The sequence below is a fragment of the Amycolatopsis anabasis genome (assembly GCF_009765355.1).
Classification (GTDB): Bacteria; Actinomycetota; Actinomycetes; order Mycobacteriales; family Pseudonocardiaceae; genus Amycolatopsis; species Amycolatopsis anabasis.
In genome coordinates this window covers 146035-166257 of sequence record NZ_VTHK01000016.1, presented here as the reverse complement: position 1 = coordinate 166257, position 20223 = coordinate 146035, and the positions used below count along the sequence as shown (strand labels likewise).

18 protein-coding genes are annotated in these 20223 nt (G+C 71.9%); 17 read left to right on the top strand and 1 reads right to left on the bottom strand.

Going from position 1 to position 20223, the window contains the following annotated elements:
- Positions 1–3 precede the first annotated feature (3 nt).
- Positions 4–1092 (bottom strand): AAA family ATPase, encoded by a 1089-nt coding sequence (locus FXO23_RS22220; RefSeq protein ID WP_179956840.1) that lies wholly within the window; start codon positions 1090–1092, stop codon positions 4–6.
- A gap of 279 nt (positions 1093–1371) precedes the next feature.
- Here FXO23_RS22220 and FXO23_RS22215 point away from each other — a divergent pair, with 279 nt between their 5' ends.
- The 17 genes from FXO23_RS22215 (at position 1372) to FXO23_RS22135 (ending at position 20221) form a co-directional block, all read left to right on the top strand.
- On the top strand, positions 1372–1722 hold the full coding sequence (locus FXO23_RS22215; protein WP_158887310.1) for a hypothetical protein: 351 nt from the start codon (positions 1372–1374) through the stop codon (positions 1720–1722).
- A 3-nt stretch (positions 1723–1725) separates the two neighbouring features.
- On the top strand, positions 1726–2310 hold the full coding sequence (locus FXO23_RS22210; protein ID WP_158887309.1) for a DUF3558 family protein: 585 nt from the start codon (positions 1726–1728) through the stop codon (positions 2308–2310).
- Positions 2311–2340: 30 nt separating this feature from the next.
- Entirely contained in the window at positions 2341–2904 is a 564-nt protein-coding gene (locus FXO23_RS22205; RefSeq protein ID WP_158887308.1) for a PE-PGRS family protein, read from the top strand.
- Positions 2901–3650: an ESX secretion-associated protein EspG gene (locus FXO23_RS22200; RefSeq protein ID WP_158887307.1), complete on the top strand. Its 750-nt coding sequence runs from the start codon at positions 2901–2903 to the stop codon at positions 3648–3650. The genes FXO23_RS22205 and FXO23_RS22200 overlap by 4 nt, the downstream gene beginning before the upstream one ends.
- Positions 3651–4107: 457 nt before the next feature.
- Complete coding sequence (mraZ, locus tag FXO23_RS22195) at positions 4108–4539, top strand: division/cell wall cluster transcriptional repressor MraZ (RefSeq protein ID WP_158887306.1); 432 nt, start codon at positions 4108–4110, stop codon at positions 4537–4539.
- A gap of 230 nt (positions 4540–4769) precedes the next feature.
- Entirely contained in the window at positions 4770–5729 is a 960-nt protein-coding gene (rsmH, locus tag FXO23_RS22190) for a 16S rRNA (cytosine(1402)-N(4))-methyltransferase RsmH (RefSeq protein ID WP_158887305.1), read from the top strand.
- On the top strand, positions 5726–6457 hold the full coding sequence (ftsL, locus tag FXO23_RS22185; RefSeq protein WP_158887304.1) for a cell division protein FtsL: 732 nt from the start codon (positions 5726–5728) through the stop codon (positions 6455–6457). Before rsmH ends, ftsL begins: the two co-directional genes overlap by 4 nt.
- Positions 6457–8376 (top strand): peptidoglycan D,D-transpeptidase FtsI family protein, encoded by a 1920-nt coding sequence (locus tag FXO23_RS22180; RefSeq protein WP_158887303.1) that lies wholly within the window; start codon positions 6457–6459, stop codon positions 8374–8376. The genes ftsL and FXO23_RS22180 overlap by 1 nt, the downstream gene beginning before the upstream one ends.
- 650 nt (positions 8377–9026) lie before the next feature.
- A complete protein-coding gene (locus tag FXO23_RS22175) occupies positions 9027–9797 on the top strand; it encodes a hypothetical protein (protein ID WP_158887302.1) in 771 nt (256 codons plus the stop codon).
- A 38-nt stretch (positions 9798–9835) separates the two neighbouring features.
- Positions 9836–11491, top strand: coding sequence for a UDP-N-acetylmuramoyl-L-alanyl-D-glutamate--2,6-diaminopimelate ligase (locus FXO23_RS22170; protein ID WP_158887301.1), 1656 nt, complete (start codon positions 9836–9838; stop codon positions 11489–11491).
- Positions 11488–12963, top strand: coding sequence for a UDP-N-acetylmuramoyl-tripeptide--D-alanyl-D-alanine ligase (locus FXO23_RS22165; RefSeq protein WP_158887300.1), 1476 nt, complete (start codon positions 11488–11490; stop codon positions 12961–12963). Before FXO23_RS22170 ends, FXO23_RS22165 begins: the two co-directional genes overlap by 4 nt.
- Complete coding sequence (mraY, locus tag FXO23_RS22160) at positions 12960–14045, top strand: phospho-N-acetylmuramoyl-pentapeptide-transferase (protein WP_158887299.1); 1086 nt, start codon at positions 12960–12962, stop codon at positions 14043–14045. Before FXO23_RS22165 ends, mraY begins: the two co-directional genes overlap by 4 nt.
- A gap of 4 nt (positions 14046–14049) precedes the next feature.
- Positions 14050–15447, top strand: coding sequence for a UDP-N-acetylmuramoyl-L-alanine--D-glutamate ligase (gene murD / locus FXO23_RS22155; protein ID WP_158887298.1), 1398 nt, complete (start codon positions 14050–14052; stop codon positions 15445–15447).
- Positions 15434–16879 carry a putative lipid II flippase FtsW gene (ftsW, locus tag FXO23_RS22150; RefSeq protein WP_158887297.1) on the top strand — a complete coding sequence of 482 codons (1446 nt, stop codon included), beginning with the start codon at positions 15434–15436 and terminating at the stop codon, positions 16877–16879. The genes murD and ftsW overlap by 14 nt, the downstream gene beginning before the upstream one ends.
- The gene (murG, locus tag FXO23_RS22145; protein ID WP_158887296.1) at positions 16876–18000 is read left to right on the top strand and encodes an undecaprenyldiphospho-muramoylpentapeptide beta-N-acetylglucosaminyltransferase; all 1125 of its coding nucleotides are present in this window, start codon (positions 16876–16878) and stop codon (positions 17998–18000) included. Before ftsW ends, murG begins: the two co-directional genes overlap by 4 nt.
- Positions 17997–19406 carry a UDP-N-acetylmuramate--L-alanine ligase gene (murC, locus tag FXO23_RS22140; protein WP_158887295.1) on the top strand — a complete coding sequence of 470 codons (1410 nt, stop codon included), beginning with the start codon at positions 17997–17999 and terminating at the stop codon, positions 19404–19406. The genes murG and murC overlap by 4 nt, the downstream gene beginning before the upstream one ends.
- Positions 19407–19411: 5 nt before the next feature.
- Positions 19412–20221: a cell division protein FtsQ/DivIB gene (locus FXO23_RS22135; protein ID WP_158887294.1), complete on the top strand. Its 810-nt coding sequence runs from the start codon at positions 19412–19414 to the stop codon at positions 20219–20221.
- Positions 20222–20223 lie beyond the last annotated feature (2 nt).

Below are 20223 nucleotides of genomic sequence, written 5' to 3'. Positions count from 1 at the left end.
CGGTTACCGGCGGCCCTGCCCGCCCGCCGGGGCACCGGCACCCTGGGGCACCGGGACCCGGTGCAGCACCGCGCGCACGACATCGGTGGCCGAGCGCCGGGCGGCGTGCGCCTCGGTGGTGAGCACCAGGCGGTGCGCGAGCACCGGCACGGCGACCGCGTGCAAGTCGTCCGGGACCACGAATTCGCGGCCGGACAGCGCGGCCTGGGCGCGCGCGGCGCGGACCAGCTGCAGCGTGGCACGCGGCGAGGCGCCGAGCCGGATCTCCGGAACCTGCCGGGTCGCCGAGGCCAGTTCCACGGCATACCGCTGGACCTCGGGCGACATGTGCACGCCGCGCACGGTCCGGATGAGCCGGTGCACGGTCTCCGCGTCGGACACCGGCTGGAGGTCCTTGAGCGGATCGTGCCCCGCGTGCTCGTCGACCATCGCGAGCTCGGCCTGCGGATCGGGATAGCCGATGGAAACGCGCGCGGTGAACCGGTCGCGCTGCGCCTCCGGCAGGGCGTAGGTGCCTTCCATCTCGATCGGGTTCTGGGTGGCGATCACCATGAACGGCTCGCCGAGCTCGTAGGTGCTGGTGTCCACGGTGACCTGGTGCTCTTCCATGCACTCCAGCAGCGCCGACTGGGTCTTCGGCGAGGCGCGGTTGATCTCGTCGCCGACCACGATGTTGGCGAACACCGGGCCGGGCCGGAACTCGAAGCCGCCGGTCTGCCGGTTGTAGATGGAGACGCCGGTGACATCGCTGGGCAGCAGGTCCGGGGTGAACTGGATCCGGCTGACCGTGCAGTCGATGGAGCGGGCGAGCGCCTTCGCCAGCGAGGTCTTGCCGACGCCTGGCACGTCCTCGACCAGGAGGTGCCCCTCCGCGAGGAGGGTGACCAGGGCGACCCGCACCACGTCGGGTTTGCCGACCAGGACCCGTTCCACGTTGGCCGCGATGCGCCGCGCGGTGTCGTGCAGCTCGTCGAGGGCCGCGGCGGGGGCCCGGCCGTTCGTGCTGGCGCCGCCCCCGTAGTACGGCGCTTGTTCAGGGCTCGTCCCGCCCGTCTGCTCGTCAGGCGTTGCAGACTGCGTTCTCGACGTCACTCGACCTCCCGGAGCCGAAGCCCTTACCTGCTGTTGAGGCGCGCGTGGCGCGCACGTAACTATCCCTCTGTCGCGGCTCGCGCGGCATTCAGACTGCCACGAAGTGTGTCAAACTCGGGCGAACTCGGTGAGAGAACCCCGCGATGACGCTGCGCAACCGTTGCGCTTGCGCCATCCGGGGGTGTCTTTTCGTCACTCTTCGGGTCCTCCCGCAGGCCGGGCTTGTGCCCTATGCTGCGGTATGGATTCGGACGGCTACGGAGAGGTGCGGCACGGGCGATGACCGATGTTGGCACGGGCATCAAGGTGAACGCGAACGCGTTCGCGGTCGCTCCCGAGCTCTCCGCGGACGCGTTCCAGCAGATCAGCCGGCTGCAGGATGTCGTGGGCGAGATGGTCCGCAATGCCAAGGTGCTGGGCCGGACGGTGCCGCTGGGCGGCGGCTACGCCGACGAGATCGGCAACTTCATGGCCCAGTACGGCGTCGGCGCGCACGGTTCCGCGGTCGACTCGCTGACCCGGTTCGGCCGGGAACTGGAGACGTTGAAGACCAATATCGCCAAGGCGATGCGGCGCTACCAGGATTCCGACGACGCAGCGGCCGATGGTGTCGACTGTTCCGGCGGCTGACCGATGGCGGGGAACGCGCAGGTCCGCGGCTGGCGGGCGAGTTTGCTGGTGGTCGCGGGCGCGAGCCTGGCCGCGGGATGCGGCGCGGGCTCCGGCGCCACCCAGCCGGGCGCCTCGATCCACCAGACGACGGTGGCCGCGTCCACCGGGATGACCGCGACACCGTCCTCGAAACCCGGTTCCGCACTGGCCGCGATCCGGCCGTGCGAGCTGCTGTCCTCGGTCGACCGGTCCTCGGCCGGGCTCACCTCGATGGGCAAGGAGAAGACCATCGGCCGGGCCCGGGCCTGCGACTGGACCGAATCGGGCGTCTTCGGGCTGACCATCACGCTCGACGAGTCCGCCGGGCTGAACGATCTGAAGATCGACAAGGGGACCGGTCGCAAGCTCACCATCGGCGCCCACCAGGCGCTCCAGGTCGCCGACCGGCGCAAGGCCGACGGAACCTGTGCCGTGCTGCTCGCCGCGGGGAACTCCGCCAGCGTGCAGGTCGACGTGAACAACGCGAACTTCGCCGACACCGAGCTGGCTTGCGAACGGGCGAGCACCGCGGCGAAGCTCATCGAACCGAAGGTGCCCCAGGCCTGAGTCCTGAGCCCGCGAGATCGGATGTGCGCGATGACCGAACGGGAAGTGCCCGAGTCCGGCAGGCGGTACGACGCCTACTCGCACGAGGCGCTGAAGGCCGAGGTGGAGACGGGCAACGATCCGGGCGCCGCGGGGGAGATCGGGGAGCAGTGGGCCACGCTCGGCACGCGGCTGCGCGAATCGACCGAGGCGCTGGGCAAGATCGCCGAGCGCAGCGAGGACCACTGGCAGGGCACCGGCGGTGACGCGTTGCGCGGGATGCTGGCGAAGGCCGCCGCCTGGTCCGGGCACGCGACCGAGGTTTCGTTCTCGGTGGCCGACGCGGTGACCCAGCAGGCCGGGATCGCGGCGCGGGCGAAGGACGACATGCCCGCCGTGGTGAGCTACGACCCCGCGCAGCTGATCAGGGACGCGGCCGCGAGTGGTGACCTGCTGGCGCTGGTCGGCCTGTCCGAGACGATGTCGGCCCGCCGGGACGAGGCGGAGGCCGCCCGGGCCAAGGCCGTCGACGTGATGAACGCGCGCGACGCCGCCCTGCGCGCGGCGGTGCCGGCCCAGTCGTTCGATCCGCCGCCCGCGCTGGGGGCGAGTTGATCAGGGTCTCCGCGTCGGCGTTCGACATCCTCTGGCAGGACCTCGGCTACCCGGCCCCGCCCGGTCCGCTGCGCGTGCGCAGTGTCGGGTCGACCGACCAGGAGCGGGCGGACATCCGGGAAGCGGTCTACGACAACCTCGCCGAGCGGCGGCTCTTCGACGGCGGCCGGCTCGACCCGTCGCTGACCGAATCGCTGGACACCCTGGCCACGGCGACCGTGTATGTGGAATGCGAGGCGCTCGGGGACATGACCGCCGAGGTCCCGTTGCGCGCGGTGGCCGCGGCGCGCGGGCGGCGGGCGGTGCTGGCCGCGCAGCCGAGCAAGACGATCGGGCTGTCCAGCATCCGGGACACCGAGTTGTTCTCGGCGATCGTGGACCTGCTGCCGGTGCTGGAACCGGGGCCCGGCTACGGCATCAGCCTGCCCGCGTCCGCACTGGGCTCCGGCGTCGAGGACCCGGTCTTCGGCGAACGCGGTGCCGCCTCGGCGGCGTACCAGAAGCAGATCCGCGAAGTGCTCGCGATCCAGGCGCGCCCGGTGCTCGGCGCCGGGCAGTTCTCGGTGCGGGTCCGCGAGGGCGAGGGGCGGCCGCGGCGGATCGGCGGGGTGAGCTGGTTCGCCACCGACATCGGCGCGTATCTCGGCACCCTGGAACCCGGGCGGGGCGGGCAGCCGTGGGTGAGCGTGGCCCCGGTCGACGGCCCCCGCCTGGTCAACCGCCTCGCCGAGATTCTCGAGCCCTAGGCCTTTCATGAGGGGACCCCTCCGGACGGATTTCGTCTGGAGGGGTCCCCTCATGAAAGGGGCCTTCCCACCCGTCCCCACCCGGCTCCCCACCGTTCTCCACCCCGTTCCCCACCCCGTTCCCCACGTTGCTCCACGCGGGTCCCCACGGTGACCCACTGTACGCCGGGCAGCCGCTCCCACTAGGCCTTTCGGCTGCTTGTGAGCGGGCTCAGCGGGGCTGGAACCGGGACCCGAGCCCCCGGGCCGGGGGATCTTGGGCGGCGCGCCCCACCTCGCCCCCCACCGGCCCCCACCTCGCTCACCTGCGGAAATGTGGGCAGGTTCGCTCATTGGTGCGGCCTTTCGACGTTGACTGTGGTGAAAAGTGGGGTACGGTGGTGGCCAGTGGGGCGGAAGGGAGCCCCGTGGCCGGTTTCGGTGGGATCCACGGAGGCCGGTGAGGGAGGTGGCGCCGATGTTCCTCGGCACCCACACCCCGAAGCTGGACGACAAAGGGCGGCTCACGTTGCCCGCGAAGTTCCGCGACGCACTGGCAGGTGGGCTGATGGTCACCAAGGGACAGGATCACTGCCTCTACGTCTTCCCGCGTGCCGAGTTCGAGCAGATGGCCCGCAAGGTCGCCGACGCGCCGTTCACCAACGAGGCGGTCCGGGCCTACCAGCGGTATCTGTTCGCCGGAACCGACGAACAGCGCCCGGACGGGCAGGGGCGCATCGCGATCGCCCCGGAGCTGCGGCGGTACGCCGGGCTCAACAAGGAGTGCGTGGTGATCGGTGCGATCACCAGGTTGGAGATCTGGGACGCCCAAGCGTGGCAGGGCTACCTGGAGGAACACGAAGACAGCTACGCCAAGGCTCAGGAGGAGGTTCTGCCGGGCGTCTTCTAGACATCCGGCCGTGGTGCACCCACGCCGTCGGGGGGCGGGGGTTCCCCGGACGGCCGCGAAGCAGCAGTAGCCGACGTTCGAGGCGGATGTCGTGAGGCCTCTGTCCGCTCAGTGACCCTGATGCACCTTCCCCGGCATCAGGTTCGCAGCGGGCGGGCGGGGACCTGACGGCATCCGCCTCGTCTCGAAACCAGCAGAAACCAGCGGGTCACAAGGGAAGGGGGTGGACCATGACAGGCGAAACCGCGCACGTGCCGGTGCTGCTCGATCGCGTGCTGGCGCTGTTCGAGCCGGCGCTCGCCGATCGCGACGCCGTGCTGGTCGACGCCACCCTCGGCCTCGGCGGCCACGCCGACGCCCTGCTGTCCGCCTTCCCCCGCCTGCGGCTGATCGGGCTGGACCGCGATCCCGACGCGCTCGCCCGCTCCGCGGAACGGCTCGCCCGCCACGGTGGCCGGGCCGAGTTCGTGCACGCGGTGTACGACCGGATTCCCGAAGTCCTCGCCGATCGCGGACTGTCCCGTGTGGACGGACTGCTGTTCGACCTCGGCGTCTCCTCGATGCAGCTCGACCGCACCGAGCGCGGCTTCGCCTACGCCCGGGACGCACCGCTCGACATGCGGATGGACCCGACCGCCGGGCCCACCGCGGCCGACGTGCTGAACACCTACCCGGCCGGGGAACTCACCCGGATCCTGCGCGACTACGGCGAGGAGCGGTTCGCCGCGCGCATCGCGAAAGCCATTGTGAGCGAACGGGAACGCGAACCCTTCGAGCGCAGCGAGCGGCTGGTGAAGCTGCTCTACGACGCCGTGCCCGCGGCCACCCGGCGCACCGGCGGTCACCCGGCGAAGCGCACCTTCCAGGCGTTGCGCATCGAGGTGAACGGCGAACTGGGCGTGCTGCGCGCCGCGATCCCGGCGGCGCTGGCGGCGCTCGCCGTCGGCGGCCGGATCGTCGTCGAGTCGTACCAGTCCCTGGAAGACCGCGTGGTGAAACAGGGCTTCGCGGAACTCGCGAAATCCCGTACCCCGCAAGGGTTACCGGTCGAGCTACCCGGGCACGGCCCGCAGCTGAAGCTGTTGACCCGGGGCGCGGAGAAGGCCGGTGAGACCGAGATCGAGCAGAACCCGCGGGCCGCTTCGGTGCGGCTGCGCGCGGCGGAGCGGATCGGAGAGGTGGCACGATGACAGCGCCCACCCGCACACGCAGGCAGCAGGCCGCCGGGACCGCCCGGCAACGCGCGCGGGCCGCCACCGTCACCAAGGAGGCGCCCGGCACCACCCGCACCGCCCGGCGGCGCACGACGGGTACCCCGCAGAAACGCAGCACCGCCGCCGAGCGGGCGTATGCGCGCCGCGCGCAACGCGCGGAGGAGATGCGGCGCACCGCAGTCGCCGAGCCCGAGCAGGCGCGCGCCCGGTTCGCGCTGCGCCGCCTGCGGCCGAAGTCGAAGGCGTCCTTCGTGCTGGTCATGATGGGCCTGCTCGTCGCCGGGGTCGCGGTCACCCTGTGGCTGTCCACCCAGGCGATCGCCGACTCCTACCGGCTCGAACAGCTCCGCCAGGACAACGCGGGGCTCGCGGAGAACGCCGAACGCCTGCAACGCGAGGTCACCCAGCAGGAATCGGCGTCCTCGCTGGCCGCCAAGGCCAAGGCGCTGGGCATGGTGCCCGGCGGTGATCCGGCGCGCATCGTGGTGAACCCGGACGGTTCCACCAAGGTCGTCGGCGAGCCGAAGAAGGCGACCGTCGCCCCGGCGCCACCGCCGCCCGCCCCGCCCGCGCAGCCATCGGGCAACCCGCCGGAAACGCGGCCGATCGAAGGAGACGTGTCGCAGCAGGGCGACGAGCCGCCGCCCGCCGACGGACAGCAACAGCAGGCGCAGCAACCAGCACCGGAGCAGGGAGGTCAGTGATGCCGGGCAGGGGAGGGACGCGCGGCCGGGAACCGGGTGCTCCCAGACGCCGGACCTACACCGCGGGCGTCCGCCGGGTGGCGGGCAAGCCGAGCGGCGGGGGAAGCCAGGGCCGGTTCGTCGCGATCCGGGTGATCCTGGTCGCGGTGCTGGCGGTCGCCGGGCTGAAACTGGTGCAGGTACAGGGTTTCCAGGCCGAGGCGCTGTCCGCGAAGGCGGAGCAGCAGCGCAACACCGTGCTGGAGATCCCCGCCCATCGCGGGTCCATTGTGGACCGCAACGGGGCCAAGCTGGCGTTCAGCGTCGAGGTCCGCACGCTCTCGGTGAACCTGCGGTTGATGCGCAAGACGTGGACCGAGTTCGCGCAGCAGAACCCGGCCTCCGGGCAGAACTTCGAAACCCGGGCCGCCGCGGCGGCGAAGGCCATCGCCGCGAAGGTGCCCGGGAAGACCACCGAACAGGATCTGCTGGCCCGCTTCCACAAGCCCGAGAACTTCACCTACCTCGTGGACAACGTGGAGCCCTCGGTCGCCGACGCGATCACCAAGGCGTTCCCGGAGATCAAGGCGGAGAAGCGGGCCGCCCGCGAGTACCCCGGCGGCACGCTCGCGTCCAATGTGGTCGGCGTCGCCAACTGGCGGATGGAGGATCCGGACGTCTCCAAGCACAACCTGCACGGGCTGGTCGGGCTGGAGAACTCCCGGGACAACGATCTCGCCGGGACCCCGGGCCGCCGGATGGTGGACACCGCGCAGGGCAACGACAACATCGTCATCCCGGGGACCGAACGCGACATCCAGCCGGCGACCGCGGGTTCCGATCTGGAGCTGACTATCGACTCCGACGTCCAGTACGACCTGCAGAGCCGCCTGTCCGACTACGTCGCCAAATCACGGGCCAAGGGCGGCAGCGCGGTCATCATGGACTCGCAGACCGGCCAGGTCTACGCGCTGGCGAACGACCGGACGTTCAACCCCAACGACCCGGCCACCCGCACCGACGACCTGATGAACAACCGGGCGGTCACCACGCCGTACGAACCGGGTTCGGTGAACAAGGTCGTCACCGCGACCGCGGCCATCGATTCCGGGGTGGCGACTCCGGAGTCGAGCCTCGAGGTGCCCGGTTCGCTGCGAGTCGCCGACCACACCGTGCACGACGCCTGGTCGCACGGCACGCAGCAGTTCACCACCACCGGGATCTTCGCCAAGTCCTCCAACATCGGCACGCTGCTGCTCGCGCAGAAGGTCGGCGAGGAGAAGTACGCGGACCTGCTGAAGAAGTTCGGGATCGGGCAGCGCACCGGAATCGGCCTGCCCGGTGAGAGCCCGGGTTCGGTGCCGCCGCGCAGCCAGTGGTCGGGCACCACGTTCGGTAACCTCCCGATCGGGCAGGGGCTTTCCATGACCGTCGTGCAGATGGCCGGGATGTACCAGGCGATCGCCAACAACGGGCTGCGCGTGGAGCCCCGGATCGTCCAGGCGAAGATCAACCCGGACGGCACGCGGGTGCCCGAACCGGCGCCGAAGACCACCCAGGTGGTCAGCCCGGAAACCGCGAACACGGTGAAGAACATGATGCGCGCGGTCACGCAGAAGGGTAAGGGCCAGAACAGCGGCACGGCCCCGACCGCGGCGCTGGAGGGCTACCAGGTGTCCGGGAAGACCGGTACCGGTCAGCAGGTCGATCCGAAGACCGGGGCGTACAGCAACTCGCTGTACAACATCACGTTCGCCGGGATACTGCCCGCCGACAACCCGCGGTTCGTCATCGCGATCCGGCTGGACGCCCCGGACACCACGCTCCCCGCCGGGCATTCGGCGGCGCCGCTGTTCCACGACATCGCGTCCTACCTGACGCAGCGGTACTCGATCCCGCTGTCCAACGAGCCGTCCCCGGTGGTGCCGCTGGTGCTGTAGGACTCAGCGCCTCGGGAGTCGTGAGTGTTCAGGCCGGTTAGAGCGGACTCTCATTTGGTCGCCTACTGGTGACCTGGCGTTTCCGTTCGACGAGCCGCATTTGGCTGGCAAAGTGCGAATCCGCGCGGGTGGTGGTGCTCGGAGGTACCCAATGCGGCGTTCGGTACCTTCGACGCCCCGAAAGCCGCATTGGTGTCCTCCGGGTACCGGAACGGGGAACACCCGCGACCAAGGACGAGGGGCTCGCGGCGGGCGGGGATCCCGCTGGCGCGTGTCCCCCGTTTCGGGCGTGCGAGTCCCTCGTTTCGGTAGGCCGAGTTCCCCATTTCGGCAGGTACCCCCCGGGGCACCCCGACGAGCACGGCCTCGTTGCGGTCCCTCTTGGCCGACAACGTGCGACGAGCATCGGGGTGGCAGCCAGGCGGCGCCTGCACGCCCAGACCGGTCACCGTCTCTTGTAAGGGAACCAAGTACTGGGGGTCGTGAGTGGTCAGGCCGGTTACTGCAGAACCGGCCGTACCACTCACGACCCCCAGCACCCGGCTCCAGGGCGCGGGGATGACCAGCCGTTCCCTCAGACCACGGGATGAGGCGGAAGTTCGGACCGCGGGGCGACGTCCGCGGCCGGGTTTCCGGCGAGGCTCTGCCGCATGAACTTGCTTGCGGCAGAACGCATCAAACTGTTCAGCACCCGATCGCCGTGGTGGTGCGCGCTCGTCGCGGTGGTCGTCACGGCCGCCTTCGGGGCGTTCATGACCGGTGGCGCGGTCAGCGCCGGGGTCGCGCCCACGGTCGCCAGCACCCAGGCCGGGTCGAACTTCGGCCTGCTGGTGGTGATGGTGCTCGCCGCGCTGTCGGTGACCACCGAATACCGGTTCGGCACCCTGCGCACCACGTTCCAGGCGGCACCGGGCCGGATCGCGCCGCTGGCCGCGAAGGCGGCGACGGTCGCCGGGGTCGCGCTGGTGATCGGCGAGGTCGCCGCGTTCGTCGCCTGGTGCGCCGGTTCCCTTCTCGCACCGGACGCCGACCTCGCGCTGAACAGCGCCGCGGACTGGGGCAACGTCGCCGGTCTGGGCCCGGTGTGCGCGTTCGCCGCGCTGATCGCGGTGGCGGTCGGTCTGCTGGTGCGGCACAGCGCGGGCGCGGTGGCGCTGCTCATCATCTACGCCCAGGCGGCCGAGCCGTTGGTGGCCGCGATCCCTTCGGTGGGGGACGACGTCCACCGGTGGCTGCCGTTCAACGCGGCCAGTAAATTCCTCACCGGGAACGGGGATTCGGCCGGTGGGCGGGACGGCGGATACGGGCCGGTGCTTTCCGATTCACCGCTCGGCCAGGGCTGGGCACTGGCGTATTTCGCCGCGATCGCGTTGGCGTTGCTGGCGATCGCCATCCGCACGGCCAAAACCCGGGACGCGTAAGGAGAACTTCCCAGCATGGTCCATCCGGGATTTACGACATGCCCCACCGGTTGACCGGACCGGACAACCTCGCCGGTAACCTCCCGGCTGTGTCTGTCAACAACGATGGGCCCGCCACGTCCGGGGGCCGGGTCCCGGACAAGCCGGTCAAGGCCGTCCTCGCGCCGCCCCGACCGGTCCGCATCGAGCCGGTGCCGCTCACCACGCTCGTGGCCCGTGCCGACGCCCGGCTGATTCCGGACGCCGGGGCCCACGCCGCCGAGCTCGCGGTGACCGGCGCGACGCTGCGCGCCCAGCACGTCCTGCCCGGAGACCTCTTCGCCGCGCTGCCCGGCGCCCGGGCGCACGGCGCCGATTTCGCGGACCAGGCCATCGCGGCGGGCGCCGCCGCGGTGCTCACCGACGAGGCCGGGGCCGAGCGTCCCGCGCTGCGCGACGCGGACGTTCCCGTCCTGGTGCACGCGGACCCGCGGGACGTGCTCGGCTCGGTCGCCGCGTGGATCTACGGCGAACCGTCGCTCAAGCTCTCCGTCCTCGGCGTCACCGGCACCTCCGGCAAGACCACCACCGCCTACCTGATCGAGGCCGGGCTCCGGGCCGCGGGCTACACCACGGGGCTGATCGGCACCGTGGAGACCCGGATCGCGGGGGAGCGGCTCGCCAGCGCGTTCACCACGCCCGAGGCCCCCGATCTGCAGGCGCTGTTCGCGGTGATGGCCGAACAGGGCGTGACGCACGTGCCGATGGAGGTCTCCAGCCACGCGCTCTCGCTGGGCCGGGTCAACGGCACCCGGTTCGCGGTCGGCGCGTTCACCAACCTCTCCCAGGACCACCTCGACTTCCACCGCGACATGGAGGAGTACTTCGCCGCCAAGTCGCTGCTGTTCGACGGGCGCTCCACCACCGAGGTCGTCGTGGTGGACAGCGCCTGGGGGCAGGCGCTGGTCACCCCGCAGACCGTGACCGTCTCGACCGAGACCGGCACCGGCGCGGCGTGGCGGGCCACCGATATGGCCACCACGACGACCGGTGAGCAGACGTTCGTGCTGCACGGCCCGCACGGCCGGACCGCGCCCGCGACCCTGCCGTTGCCGGGTGCGTTCAACGTGGCCAACGCGACGCTGGCGGCCGCGATCCTGGACACCGCCGGGGTGACGCTCGAGCAGATCGTCGCCGCGCTCGCCGAGGCCGAGGTGCCGGGCCGGATGGAACGGGTCTACCTCGGCCAGGAGTTCACCGCGGTGGTCGACTACGCGCACAAGCCCGCCGCGGTGGCCCAGGCGCTGGACGCCCTGCGGGCCCGCACCGAGGGCCGGGTCATCACCGTGCTCGGCTGCGGGGGCGACCGGGACACCGCGAAACGCCCGATGATGGGCGAGGCCGCGGCGCGGCGCAGTGACGTGCTGATCGTGACCGACGACAATCCGCGCAGCGAGGACCCGGCGGCCATCCGGGCCGCCATGCTCGCCGGGGCCCGCGGCGTCGGGCCCGCGCTGGGCGGTGAGATCCGCGAGATCGGCGACCGGCGCGCGGCGATCACCGAGGCCGTCTCGCTCGCCGAGCCCGGCGACGTCGTGCTGATCGCGGGCAAGGGACACGAGACCGGGCAGGAGGTCGCGGGTGTCGTCCACCCGTTCTCCGACCGCGACGAGCTGGAGGCGGCCATCCGGCAAAAACTTGAGGTGAGCGCGTGATCGAGCTGAGTCTCGCCGAGATCGCCGAGATCGTCGGCGGGCGGACGCACAATTCCGACGGATCCGAGCGGGTCACCGGTGGCGTGGAGTTCGACTCCCGGAAACTCACCGCGGGCGGGCTCTTCCTCGCCCTGCCCGGCGAGCGGGTGGACGGGCACGACTTCGCCGCCCAGGCCGTCGCGGCGGGTGCGGCCGGGGTGCTCGCGGCCCGAAAGGTCGACGCCCCGGCGGTGATCGTGCCGCCGCTGGCCGCGGGGCAGGCGCACGAGCGCTCGGTCGCGCTCACCGGCGATTCCGACGGCTCCGGCGCGGCGGTGCTCGCCGCGCTGGGCAAGCTCGCCCGGCACGTGGTCACCGCGCTGTCGGCGGACGGGCTCACCGTCGTCGGCGTGACCGGATCGTCCGGGAAGACCTCGACCAAGGACCTCATCGCCCAGCTGCTGGAGCCGCTCGGCCCGACGGTCGCGCCGCCCGGTTCGTTCAACAACGAGCTCGGGCACCCGTGGACCGCGCTGCGCGCCGACCGGGACACCCGGCACCTGGTGCTCGAACTGTCCGCGCGCGGCCCCGGGCACATCGCCGATCTGGCCGCCGTCGCGCCGCCGCGGATCGGCGTGGTGCTCAACGTGGGCAGCGCGCACGTCGGCGAGTTCGGTTCCCGCGAGGGCATCGCGAAGACCAAGGGGGAACTGGTCGAGGCGCTGCCCGCGGACGGGGTGGCGGTCCTGAACTTCGACGACCCGCTGGTGGCGGCGATGGCCGCCCGGACGCGGGCGCGGGTCGTCGGGGTGGGCGAGCATCCGGACGCGCGGGTGCGCGCCGAGAACATCACCCTGGACGAGCAGGCCCGGGCCTCGTTCCGCCTGGTCACCCCCGGCGGGCAGGCCGAGGTCGCGCTGCCGCTGTTCGGCGAGCACCACGTCGGCAACGCGCTCGCCGCGGCCGCGGTGGCGCTCGAACTCGGCACCCCGGTGGCCGAAGTCGCGGCCCGGCTGTCCGCGGTCCAGCGGCGCTCCGCGCGCCGGATGGAGGTCACCACCCGCGCCGACGGGGTGACCGTCCTCAACGACTCGTACAACGCCAACCCCGAATCGGTCCGGGCGGCGCTGAAGACGCTCGCGTCGATGAGCCGCGGCCGCCGATCCTGGGCGGTCCTCGGCGTGATGGGCGAACTCGGGGCCGACAGCGTGACCGCGCACGACGAGATCGGGCGGCTCGCGGTCCGGCTCAACATCGGGCGGCTGGTCGTGGTCGGCGAGGACGCGGCGGCCATGCACCAGGGCGCGAGCCACGAAGGCTCCTGGGGCGAGGAGTCGGTCCTGGTGCCCGACACCGACGCCGCCGTCGCGTTGCTGCGCGACGAACTGCGGTCCGGTGACGTCGTGCTGGTCAAGGCCTCCAAGGTCGCGCGGCTCTGGCGGGTGGCCGACGCACTGCTCACCGAAGACGTGCCGAACGGTGGTGACGCGTGATCAGTATTCTGATCGCGGCCTCGGCCGGTCTCCTGGTCTCCATCCTGCTCACGCCCTACCTGATCCGGGTGTTCTCGCGGCAGGGATTCGGCCAGGAGATCCGCGAGGAGGGCCCCGAGGGGCACAAGTCCAAACGCGGCACCCCCACCATGGGCGGGGTCTCGATCATCGTCGCCCTGGTGGTCGGCTACTTCGTCGCGCACCTGATCGACTGGCTGCGCAATTCCCGGAGCGAGGGCCCGTCCGCCTCGGGCATCCTGGTTCTCTTCCTCGCGGTGGGCCTGGGCGTGGTCGGGTTCCTGGACGACTTCATCATCATCCGCAAGAAGCGGAACCTGGGCCTGAACAAGACCGCGAAACTGGTCGGCCAGCTCCTGGTGGCGATCGTGTTCGGCGTCCTGGTGCTGCAGTTCGCCGACGAGAACGGGCTCACCCCGGCGTCGCAGAACCTCTCCTACGTCCGCGACCTGACCCTGATCACGTTCCCCGCGGTGCTCTTCGTGCTGTTCATCTACGTGGTGATCTCGGGGTGGTCGAACGCGGTCAACTTCACCGACGGCCTGGACGGGCTGGCCGGTGGCGCGTCGGCGATGGTGCTCGCGACCTACGTGGTGATCTCCTTCTGGCAGTTCCGGCTCAGCTGCGAGATCAACCCGCAGGCCGCCTGCTACCACGTGCGCGACCCGCTCGACCTCGCGGTGGTGGCCGCCGCCGCGACCGGCGCGTGCGTCGGATTCCTGTGGTGGAACGCGGCCCCGGCGAAGATCTTCATGGGCGACACCGGGTCGCTGGCCCTCGGCGGCCTGGTGGCCGGGCTGTCGGTCACCACCCGCACCGAACTGCTCGCGATCGTGATCGGCGGGCTGTTCATGGTGGAGATGATCTCGGTGGTGCTGCAGATCGCGGTCTTCCGCACCACCCGGCGCCGGTTGTTCCGGATGGCGCCGTTCCACCACCACTTCGAGCTCGCCGGCTGGGCCGAGACCACGGTGATCATCCGGTTCTGGCTGCTGGCGGCGATCTGCTGCATGTTCGGGCTCGGGCTGTTCTACAGCGAGCAGCTCACCGCCGGGGGAGGTTAGTTCCGTGGACCTCGCCGGACGTCAGGTGCTCGTCGCCGGTGCCGGGGTGACCGGGAAATCGGTCGTCGACGCGCTGTCCGCGCTGGACGCCCGGATCGCGGTGACCGACGGCAACGCCGACCGCCTCGCGGAGCTCGAGGGGCTCGGCGCGGAGCTGGTTCCCGGACTCGCCGAGCCGCCCGCGGGCACCGAACTGGTGGTCACCAGCCCCGGCTGGCGGCCGACCGCCCCGCTGCTGGTCGCCGCCGCGCGGGCCGGGATCGAGGTGATCGGGGACGTCGAACTCACCTGGCGGATCGGGCAGGCGCGCCCCGAGCCGCCGGTGTGGCTCGCGGTCACCGGAACCAACGGCAAGACCACCACGGTGAGCATGCTCGAGTCGATCCTGCGCGCGGCCGGAGCGGACGCGGTGGCCTGCGGGAACGTGGGCTACGCGGTGCTGGACGCGGTGCGGGCCGGGCACCGGGTGCTCGCGGTCGAACTGTCCAGCTACCAGCTGCACTGGTCGAATTCGCTCGCCCCGCACGCTTCGGTGGTGCTCAACCTCGCCGAGGACCACCTCGACTGGCACGGCTCGCTGGCCGAGTACGCGGCCGCGAAGGGCAAGATCCACGATCGCTCGGCCACGGTCGTGCACAACCTGGCCGACGAGTGGTCCGCCCGGCTCGCGGCCGAGCACGCGCCCGAGACCGCCGCGCGGGCCGGTTTCGGCCTGGACACCCCGCGCCCGGGCGAGCTGGGCCTGGTCGAGGACCTGCTGGTGGACCGGGCCTTCGTCGCCGACCCCGCGCGCAGCGCCGACGAACTGGCCACCCTGGCCGACGTGCGCCCGTCCGGCCCGCACAACGTCGCCAACGCGCTCGCCGCGGCCGCGCTGGCGCGGGCGTACGGGGTGCCGGGCGACGCCGTCGCGAAGGGGCTGCGCGACTTCCAGCCCGGCGCGCACCGGGCCGTCGAGGTGGCCGAGATCGGCGGCGTCCGGTACGTCGACGACTCGAAGGCGACCAACCCGCATGCCGCGGCCGGTTCGCTCGGCGCGCATCCGAGCGTGGTGTGGATCGCGGGCGGCCAGCTCAAGGGTGCCTCGGTGGAGGAACTGGTCGCGTCCGTCGCCGGGCGGCTGCGCGGGGTCGTGCTCCTCGGGGTGGATTCACCCGTGATCGCCGCCGCTGTTGCGCGACACGCGCCGGATGTCCCGGTGAAAAGGGTTCATTCGGGTGACGATGATCCCATGACTGCGGCGGTGAGTGCGGCCAGCGCGATGGCGCGCGCTGGTGACGTCGTGCTGCTGGCTCCGGCCGCGGCCTCCCTGGACATGTTCCGCAACTACGCACACCGCGGCGACGCGTTCGCCGAAGCGGTCCGTGCGCTGGGGCAGGGACAAGCCCATGACCGTTCTTGAGGAACCGGAGAAGCGGGAGCGGACGGCACGCCGGAAGAAGCGGGAGCGCACCGGGGCGTTCGCCGCGTTCCGGACCGGGCTGACCGCCTGGATGTCCCGCCCGCTCGCCGATTTCCACCTCGTCCTCGCGCTGTGCGGCACGCTCACCGCGATCGGCATCGTGATGGTGCTGTCCGCGTCCTCGGTCGAATCGTTCACCAGCAGCGGTTCCTCGGTGTACGCGTTGTTCAAGAAGCACCTGGTGTTCGTCGCGCTCGGTTCGCTGGCGTTCTGGCTCGGGCTGCGCCTGCCGCTGCCGAAGATCCGGCGGCTCTCCTCGGTGACCATGGTGTGCTGCCTCGGCCTGCTGGTCCTGGTGCTCACGCCGCTCGGTTCGTCCGGCGGCGGCGCGCAGCGCTGGTTCACGATCGGGCCGATGTCCATCCAGCCGGTCGAGATCGCCAAGGTCGCGCTGACCCTGTGGGGCGCGCACATCCTGGTCACCAAGTTCAACGTGCTGCACCAGTGGCGGCACCTGCTGGTGCCGGTGGTCCCCGCCGCGCTGCTGATGTTCGCGCTGGTGATGGCGCAGCCGAACCTGTCCGGCACGATCACCCTCGGCGTGGTGCTGATCGCGCTGCTGTGGTTCGCCGGTGCGCCGAAACGGCTGTTCGCGGTGATCTTCGCGGGCGGGGTCGCCGGTGCGGTCGCGCTCGCGCTCGTCGCCGACTACCGGCTGGCCCGGGTGATGTCCTTCCTCTCGCCCGGCGAGGACACCAGCGGCGCCGCGTACCAGGCCACCCAGGCGCGGTACGCCCTGGCCGACGGCGGCCTCTTCGGGCGCGGGCTGGGGCAGGGCCCGTCGAAGTGGAAGTACCTGCCCAACGTGCACAACGACTTCATCTTCGCGGTGATCGGCGAGGAACTCGGGTTCGTCGGCTGCGCGGTGGTGATCGCCCTGTTCGCCGGGGTCGCGATCGTCGGCCTGCGCATCGCCACGCGTAACCTGGACCCGTGGATCCGGATCGTCGCCGGCACGCTGACGGCGTTCCTGGTTTCCCAGGCGGCCATCAACATCGGGTACGTGGTGGGTCTGCTGCCGGTCACCGGGGTCACCCTGCCGCTGATCTCCTCCGGGGGCACCTCGCTGCTCGTGACGATGGGGGTGCTGGGCATCCTGGCCAACTGCGCCCGGCACGAACCGGAGTCGGTCGCCGCACTGCGCACGCAGGGACCGGGTAAATTCGGGCGCCTGCTGCGGCTGCCCGCGCCGGACCCGTACCGGCCCCCGTCCAAGAAGCGGGGCAGTGGCCGGGCTGGCCCGTCGAAGGGCGTCCGGCCGGCGGCCCGGGGCGCACGGCCCGCACAGACACCGGACCGCCGCCGGGCGGTCTCGGATTACGGCAGACGTTCCGCGACGCGCGGAAGTTCGACACGGAGAGGATCCAGGTGAGCGAGCCGGTTACCGGAGCCGAACGCGGGGCGACCGCACAGGGGCCGACGGTGGTGGTCGCCGGAGGTGGCACCGCGGGGCACATCGAGCCCGCGCTGGCCCTGGCCGACGCGGTGATGCGGCTGCGACCGGAGGCCAAGGTGGTCGCGCTCGGCACGGCCCGCGGTCTGGAGAACAAGCTCGTTCCGGCGCGCGGCTACCCGCTCGAGCTGATCCCGCCGGTGCCGATGCCGCGCAAGCCGACCCCCGAACTGCTCCGGTTGCCGCTGAAGGTGCGCGACTCGGTCAAGCGCACCCGCGAGGTGCTCAACCGGGTGCGCGCGGACGTCGTGGTGGGCTTCGGCGGTTACGTCGCGCTCCCGGCCTACCTGGGCGCGCGGGGCCGGGTGCCGATCGTCGTGCACGAGGCCAACAAGACGCCCGGGCTGGCCAACAAGGTGGGCGCCCGGTTCGCGCGCAGCGTCGCGGTCGCCGTGCCGGGCACCCCGCTGCCGGGTGCCGAGGTGGTCGGCATCCCGCTGCGGCGCTCGATCACCACGCTGGACCGGGCCGCGCTGCGCGCCGAGGCCCGCAAGCATTTCGGGCTGGACCCGGACGCGCCGACCCTGCTGGTGTTCGGCGGTTCGCAGGGCGCGCAGTCGATCAACGCCGCGCTTTCCGGCGCGGCCAAGGACTTCGCGGACGCCGGGATCGGCGTGCTGCACGCGCACGGGCCGAAGAACACCCTCGCGGTGCAGGACTTCCCGGGCAAACCGCCGTACCTGCCGGTGCCCTACCTGGAGCGGATGGACCTGGCCTACGCGGCCGCCGATGTGGTGCTGTGCCGGTCCGGCGCGATGACCGCGGCCGAGGTGTCCGCGGTCGGGCTGCCCGCGATCTTCGTTCCGCTGCCGCACGGCAACGGGGAGCAGGCGGTCAATGCCCGCCCGGCGGTCGACGCGGGCGCGGCCCTGATGGTCGACGACGCCGACCTGACCCCGGGCAAGGTGGCCGAACTGGTGGTGCCGCTGGTGACCGACGCGGACCGGGTGGCGAAGATGAGCGCGGCCGCCGTCGGGCTCGGCCACCGCGAGGCCGACGAGGTGCTGGCGAAGATCGTGCTGGAGGCAGCCGGAAAATGAGCAACGTCCCCGAAGTGTTGAGCCGGGCGCATCTGATCGGCATCGGCGGCGCCGGGATGAGCGGGATCGCCCGCATCCTGCTCGCCCGCGGGGCGCGGGTGTCCGGTTCGGACGCCAAGGATTCCCGCACCTTCCTCACCCTGCGCGCGCAGGGCGCCGAGATCGCGATCGGCCAGCGCGCGGAGAACCTGGACGCCTTCGACGGCGGCCCGTCCGCGGTGATCGTGTCCACCGCCATCAAGGAGACCAACCCGGAACTGGTGGCGGCGCGCGAACGCGGCATCACCGTGCTGCACCGCGCCGAAGCACTGGCCGCCCTGATGACCGGGCACCGGGTCGCCTGCATCGCCGGAACACACGGCAAGACCTCGACGACGTCGATGCTCACCGTCGCGTTGCAGCACTGTCGCCTCGATCCGTCGTTCGCGATCGGCGGCGACCTCAACGAGTCCGGGGCGAACGCGCACCACGGTGAGGGCGGGATCTTCGTCGCCGAGGCCGACGAGAGCGACGGTTCGTTCCTGACCTACTCGCCGTCGGTGGCGGTGGTGACGAACGTCGAACCGGACCACCTCGACCATCACGGCACCGCCGAAGCGTATGTCGCGGTGTTCACCGAGTTCGCGCGGCGCATCGAACCGGGCGGCGTGCTGATCGTCTGCGCCGACGACGGCCCGGCCGCCGAACTGGCCGCGCGCGCGGAGGCCGAGGGCGTCCGGGTGCGCCGGTACGGCCGCTCGGTGACCGAATCCGGTGACGCACGCGTGCTCGCCTACACCCCGGGCGACGACGGCGGGGTCGTGCGCATTTCCTTGCAGGGCAACGAGATCGACGTCAAGGTCGCGGTGCCCGGCGAGCACATGGCGTTCAACGCGGTGGCCGCGCTGCTCGCCGGGGTGGAGCTGGGCGCCCCGGTCGACGGGCTCGCCGAGGGGCTGGCCGCGTTCGGCGGGGTGCGGCGGCGGTTCGAGTTCAAGGGCCGCTCCGGCGACGTGCGGGTGTACGACGACTACGCCCACCACCCGACCGAGGTCGACGCGCAGCTGCGGGCCGTCCGGCACGCCGCGGGACCGGGCCGGGTCGTGGTGGTGTTCCAGCCGCACCTGTACTCGCGGACCAAGACGTTCAGCGCCGAGTTCGCCAAGGCGCTCGGCCTCGCCGACGAGGTCGTGGTGCTGGACGTCTACGGCGCCCGCGAGGAACCGGAGCCCGGGGTCACCGGCGCGCTGATCGCCGACCAGATCACCGACGCCAAGGCGCACTACGAACCGGCGTTCGACCGGGCCGCGACGCTGGCCGCGGACCTGGCCGGGCCGGGTGACCTGGTGGTCACCATGGGCGCGGGGGACGTGACGCAGCTCGGGCCGGAGATCATCGCCGAGCTGGACCGCCGTAGCGAGGGCTGAGGCGGATGCGGGCGACCAGGGAGCGCACCGGCGAGCGGAGCAGGCCGGGCGACGAGAACCGCCGCCGCCCGGCGCCGAACTCCGCCGGGCGCCGCCGTGGCCGCCGCCCGCAGAGCGCGCGGCAGAAGACCGGCACCCGGCCGACCCGGCAGCGGGCGTTGCGGCGGCGGTGGGTGGCGCTGCTCAGCGTGGTCACCGTGGCCGCGGTCGTCTACCTGCTGTTCTTCACCTCGCTGCTCGGTGTGCGTTCGGTCGAGGTGCTCGGCGCGAACAGCGTGTCGGCGGACCAGGTGCGGGCGGTGGCCGCGGTCCCGGACCGGCGGGCCATGCTGCGCGTGGACACCGCCGAGATCCGCGACCGGGTGGCCGCGATGCCCGGGGTCGCCACCGCCGAGGTGTCCCGGTCCTGGCCGTCCACGATCGAAATCGAGATCACCGAGCGCACCGCCATGGGGTACTTCGAGCGGGACGGCGGCATCCACCTGGTCGACGGTACGGGCGTCGATTTCAAGACGGTGAAAGAGAAACCCGGCGGCCTGCCGCAGCTGAAGCTGGCGCGCGTCGCCCCGGACGACGCGCCGACCCGGGCGGTGACGGCCGTGCTCGCGGCCGTTCCGGAGCAACTGCGGTCCCAGGTCACCGCGGCCGGCGCGGTGACACCCGGCAGCGTCGAACTCACCCTGGCCAACGGCAAGGTCGTCCGCTGGGGCGACGCGGAACAGACCGAGCGGAAGGCGAAGGTCCTCGCCGCCCTGCTCACCCGCGAAGGCAAGACCTACGACGTCTCCAGCCCCGAACTGCCCACGGTCTCCTGACG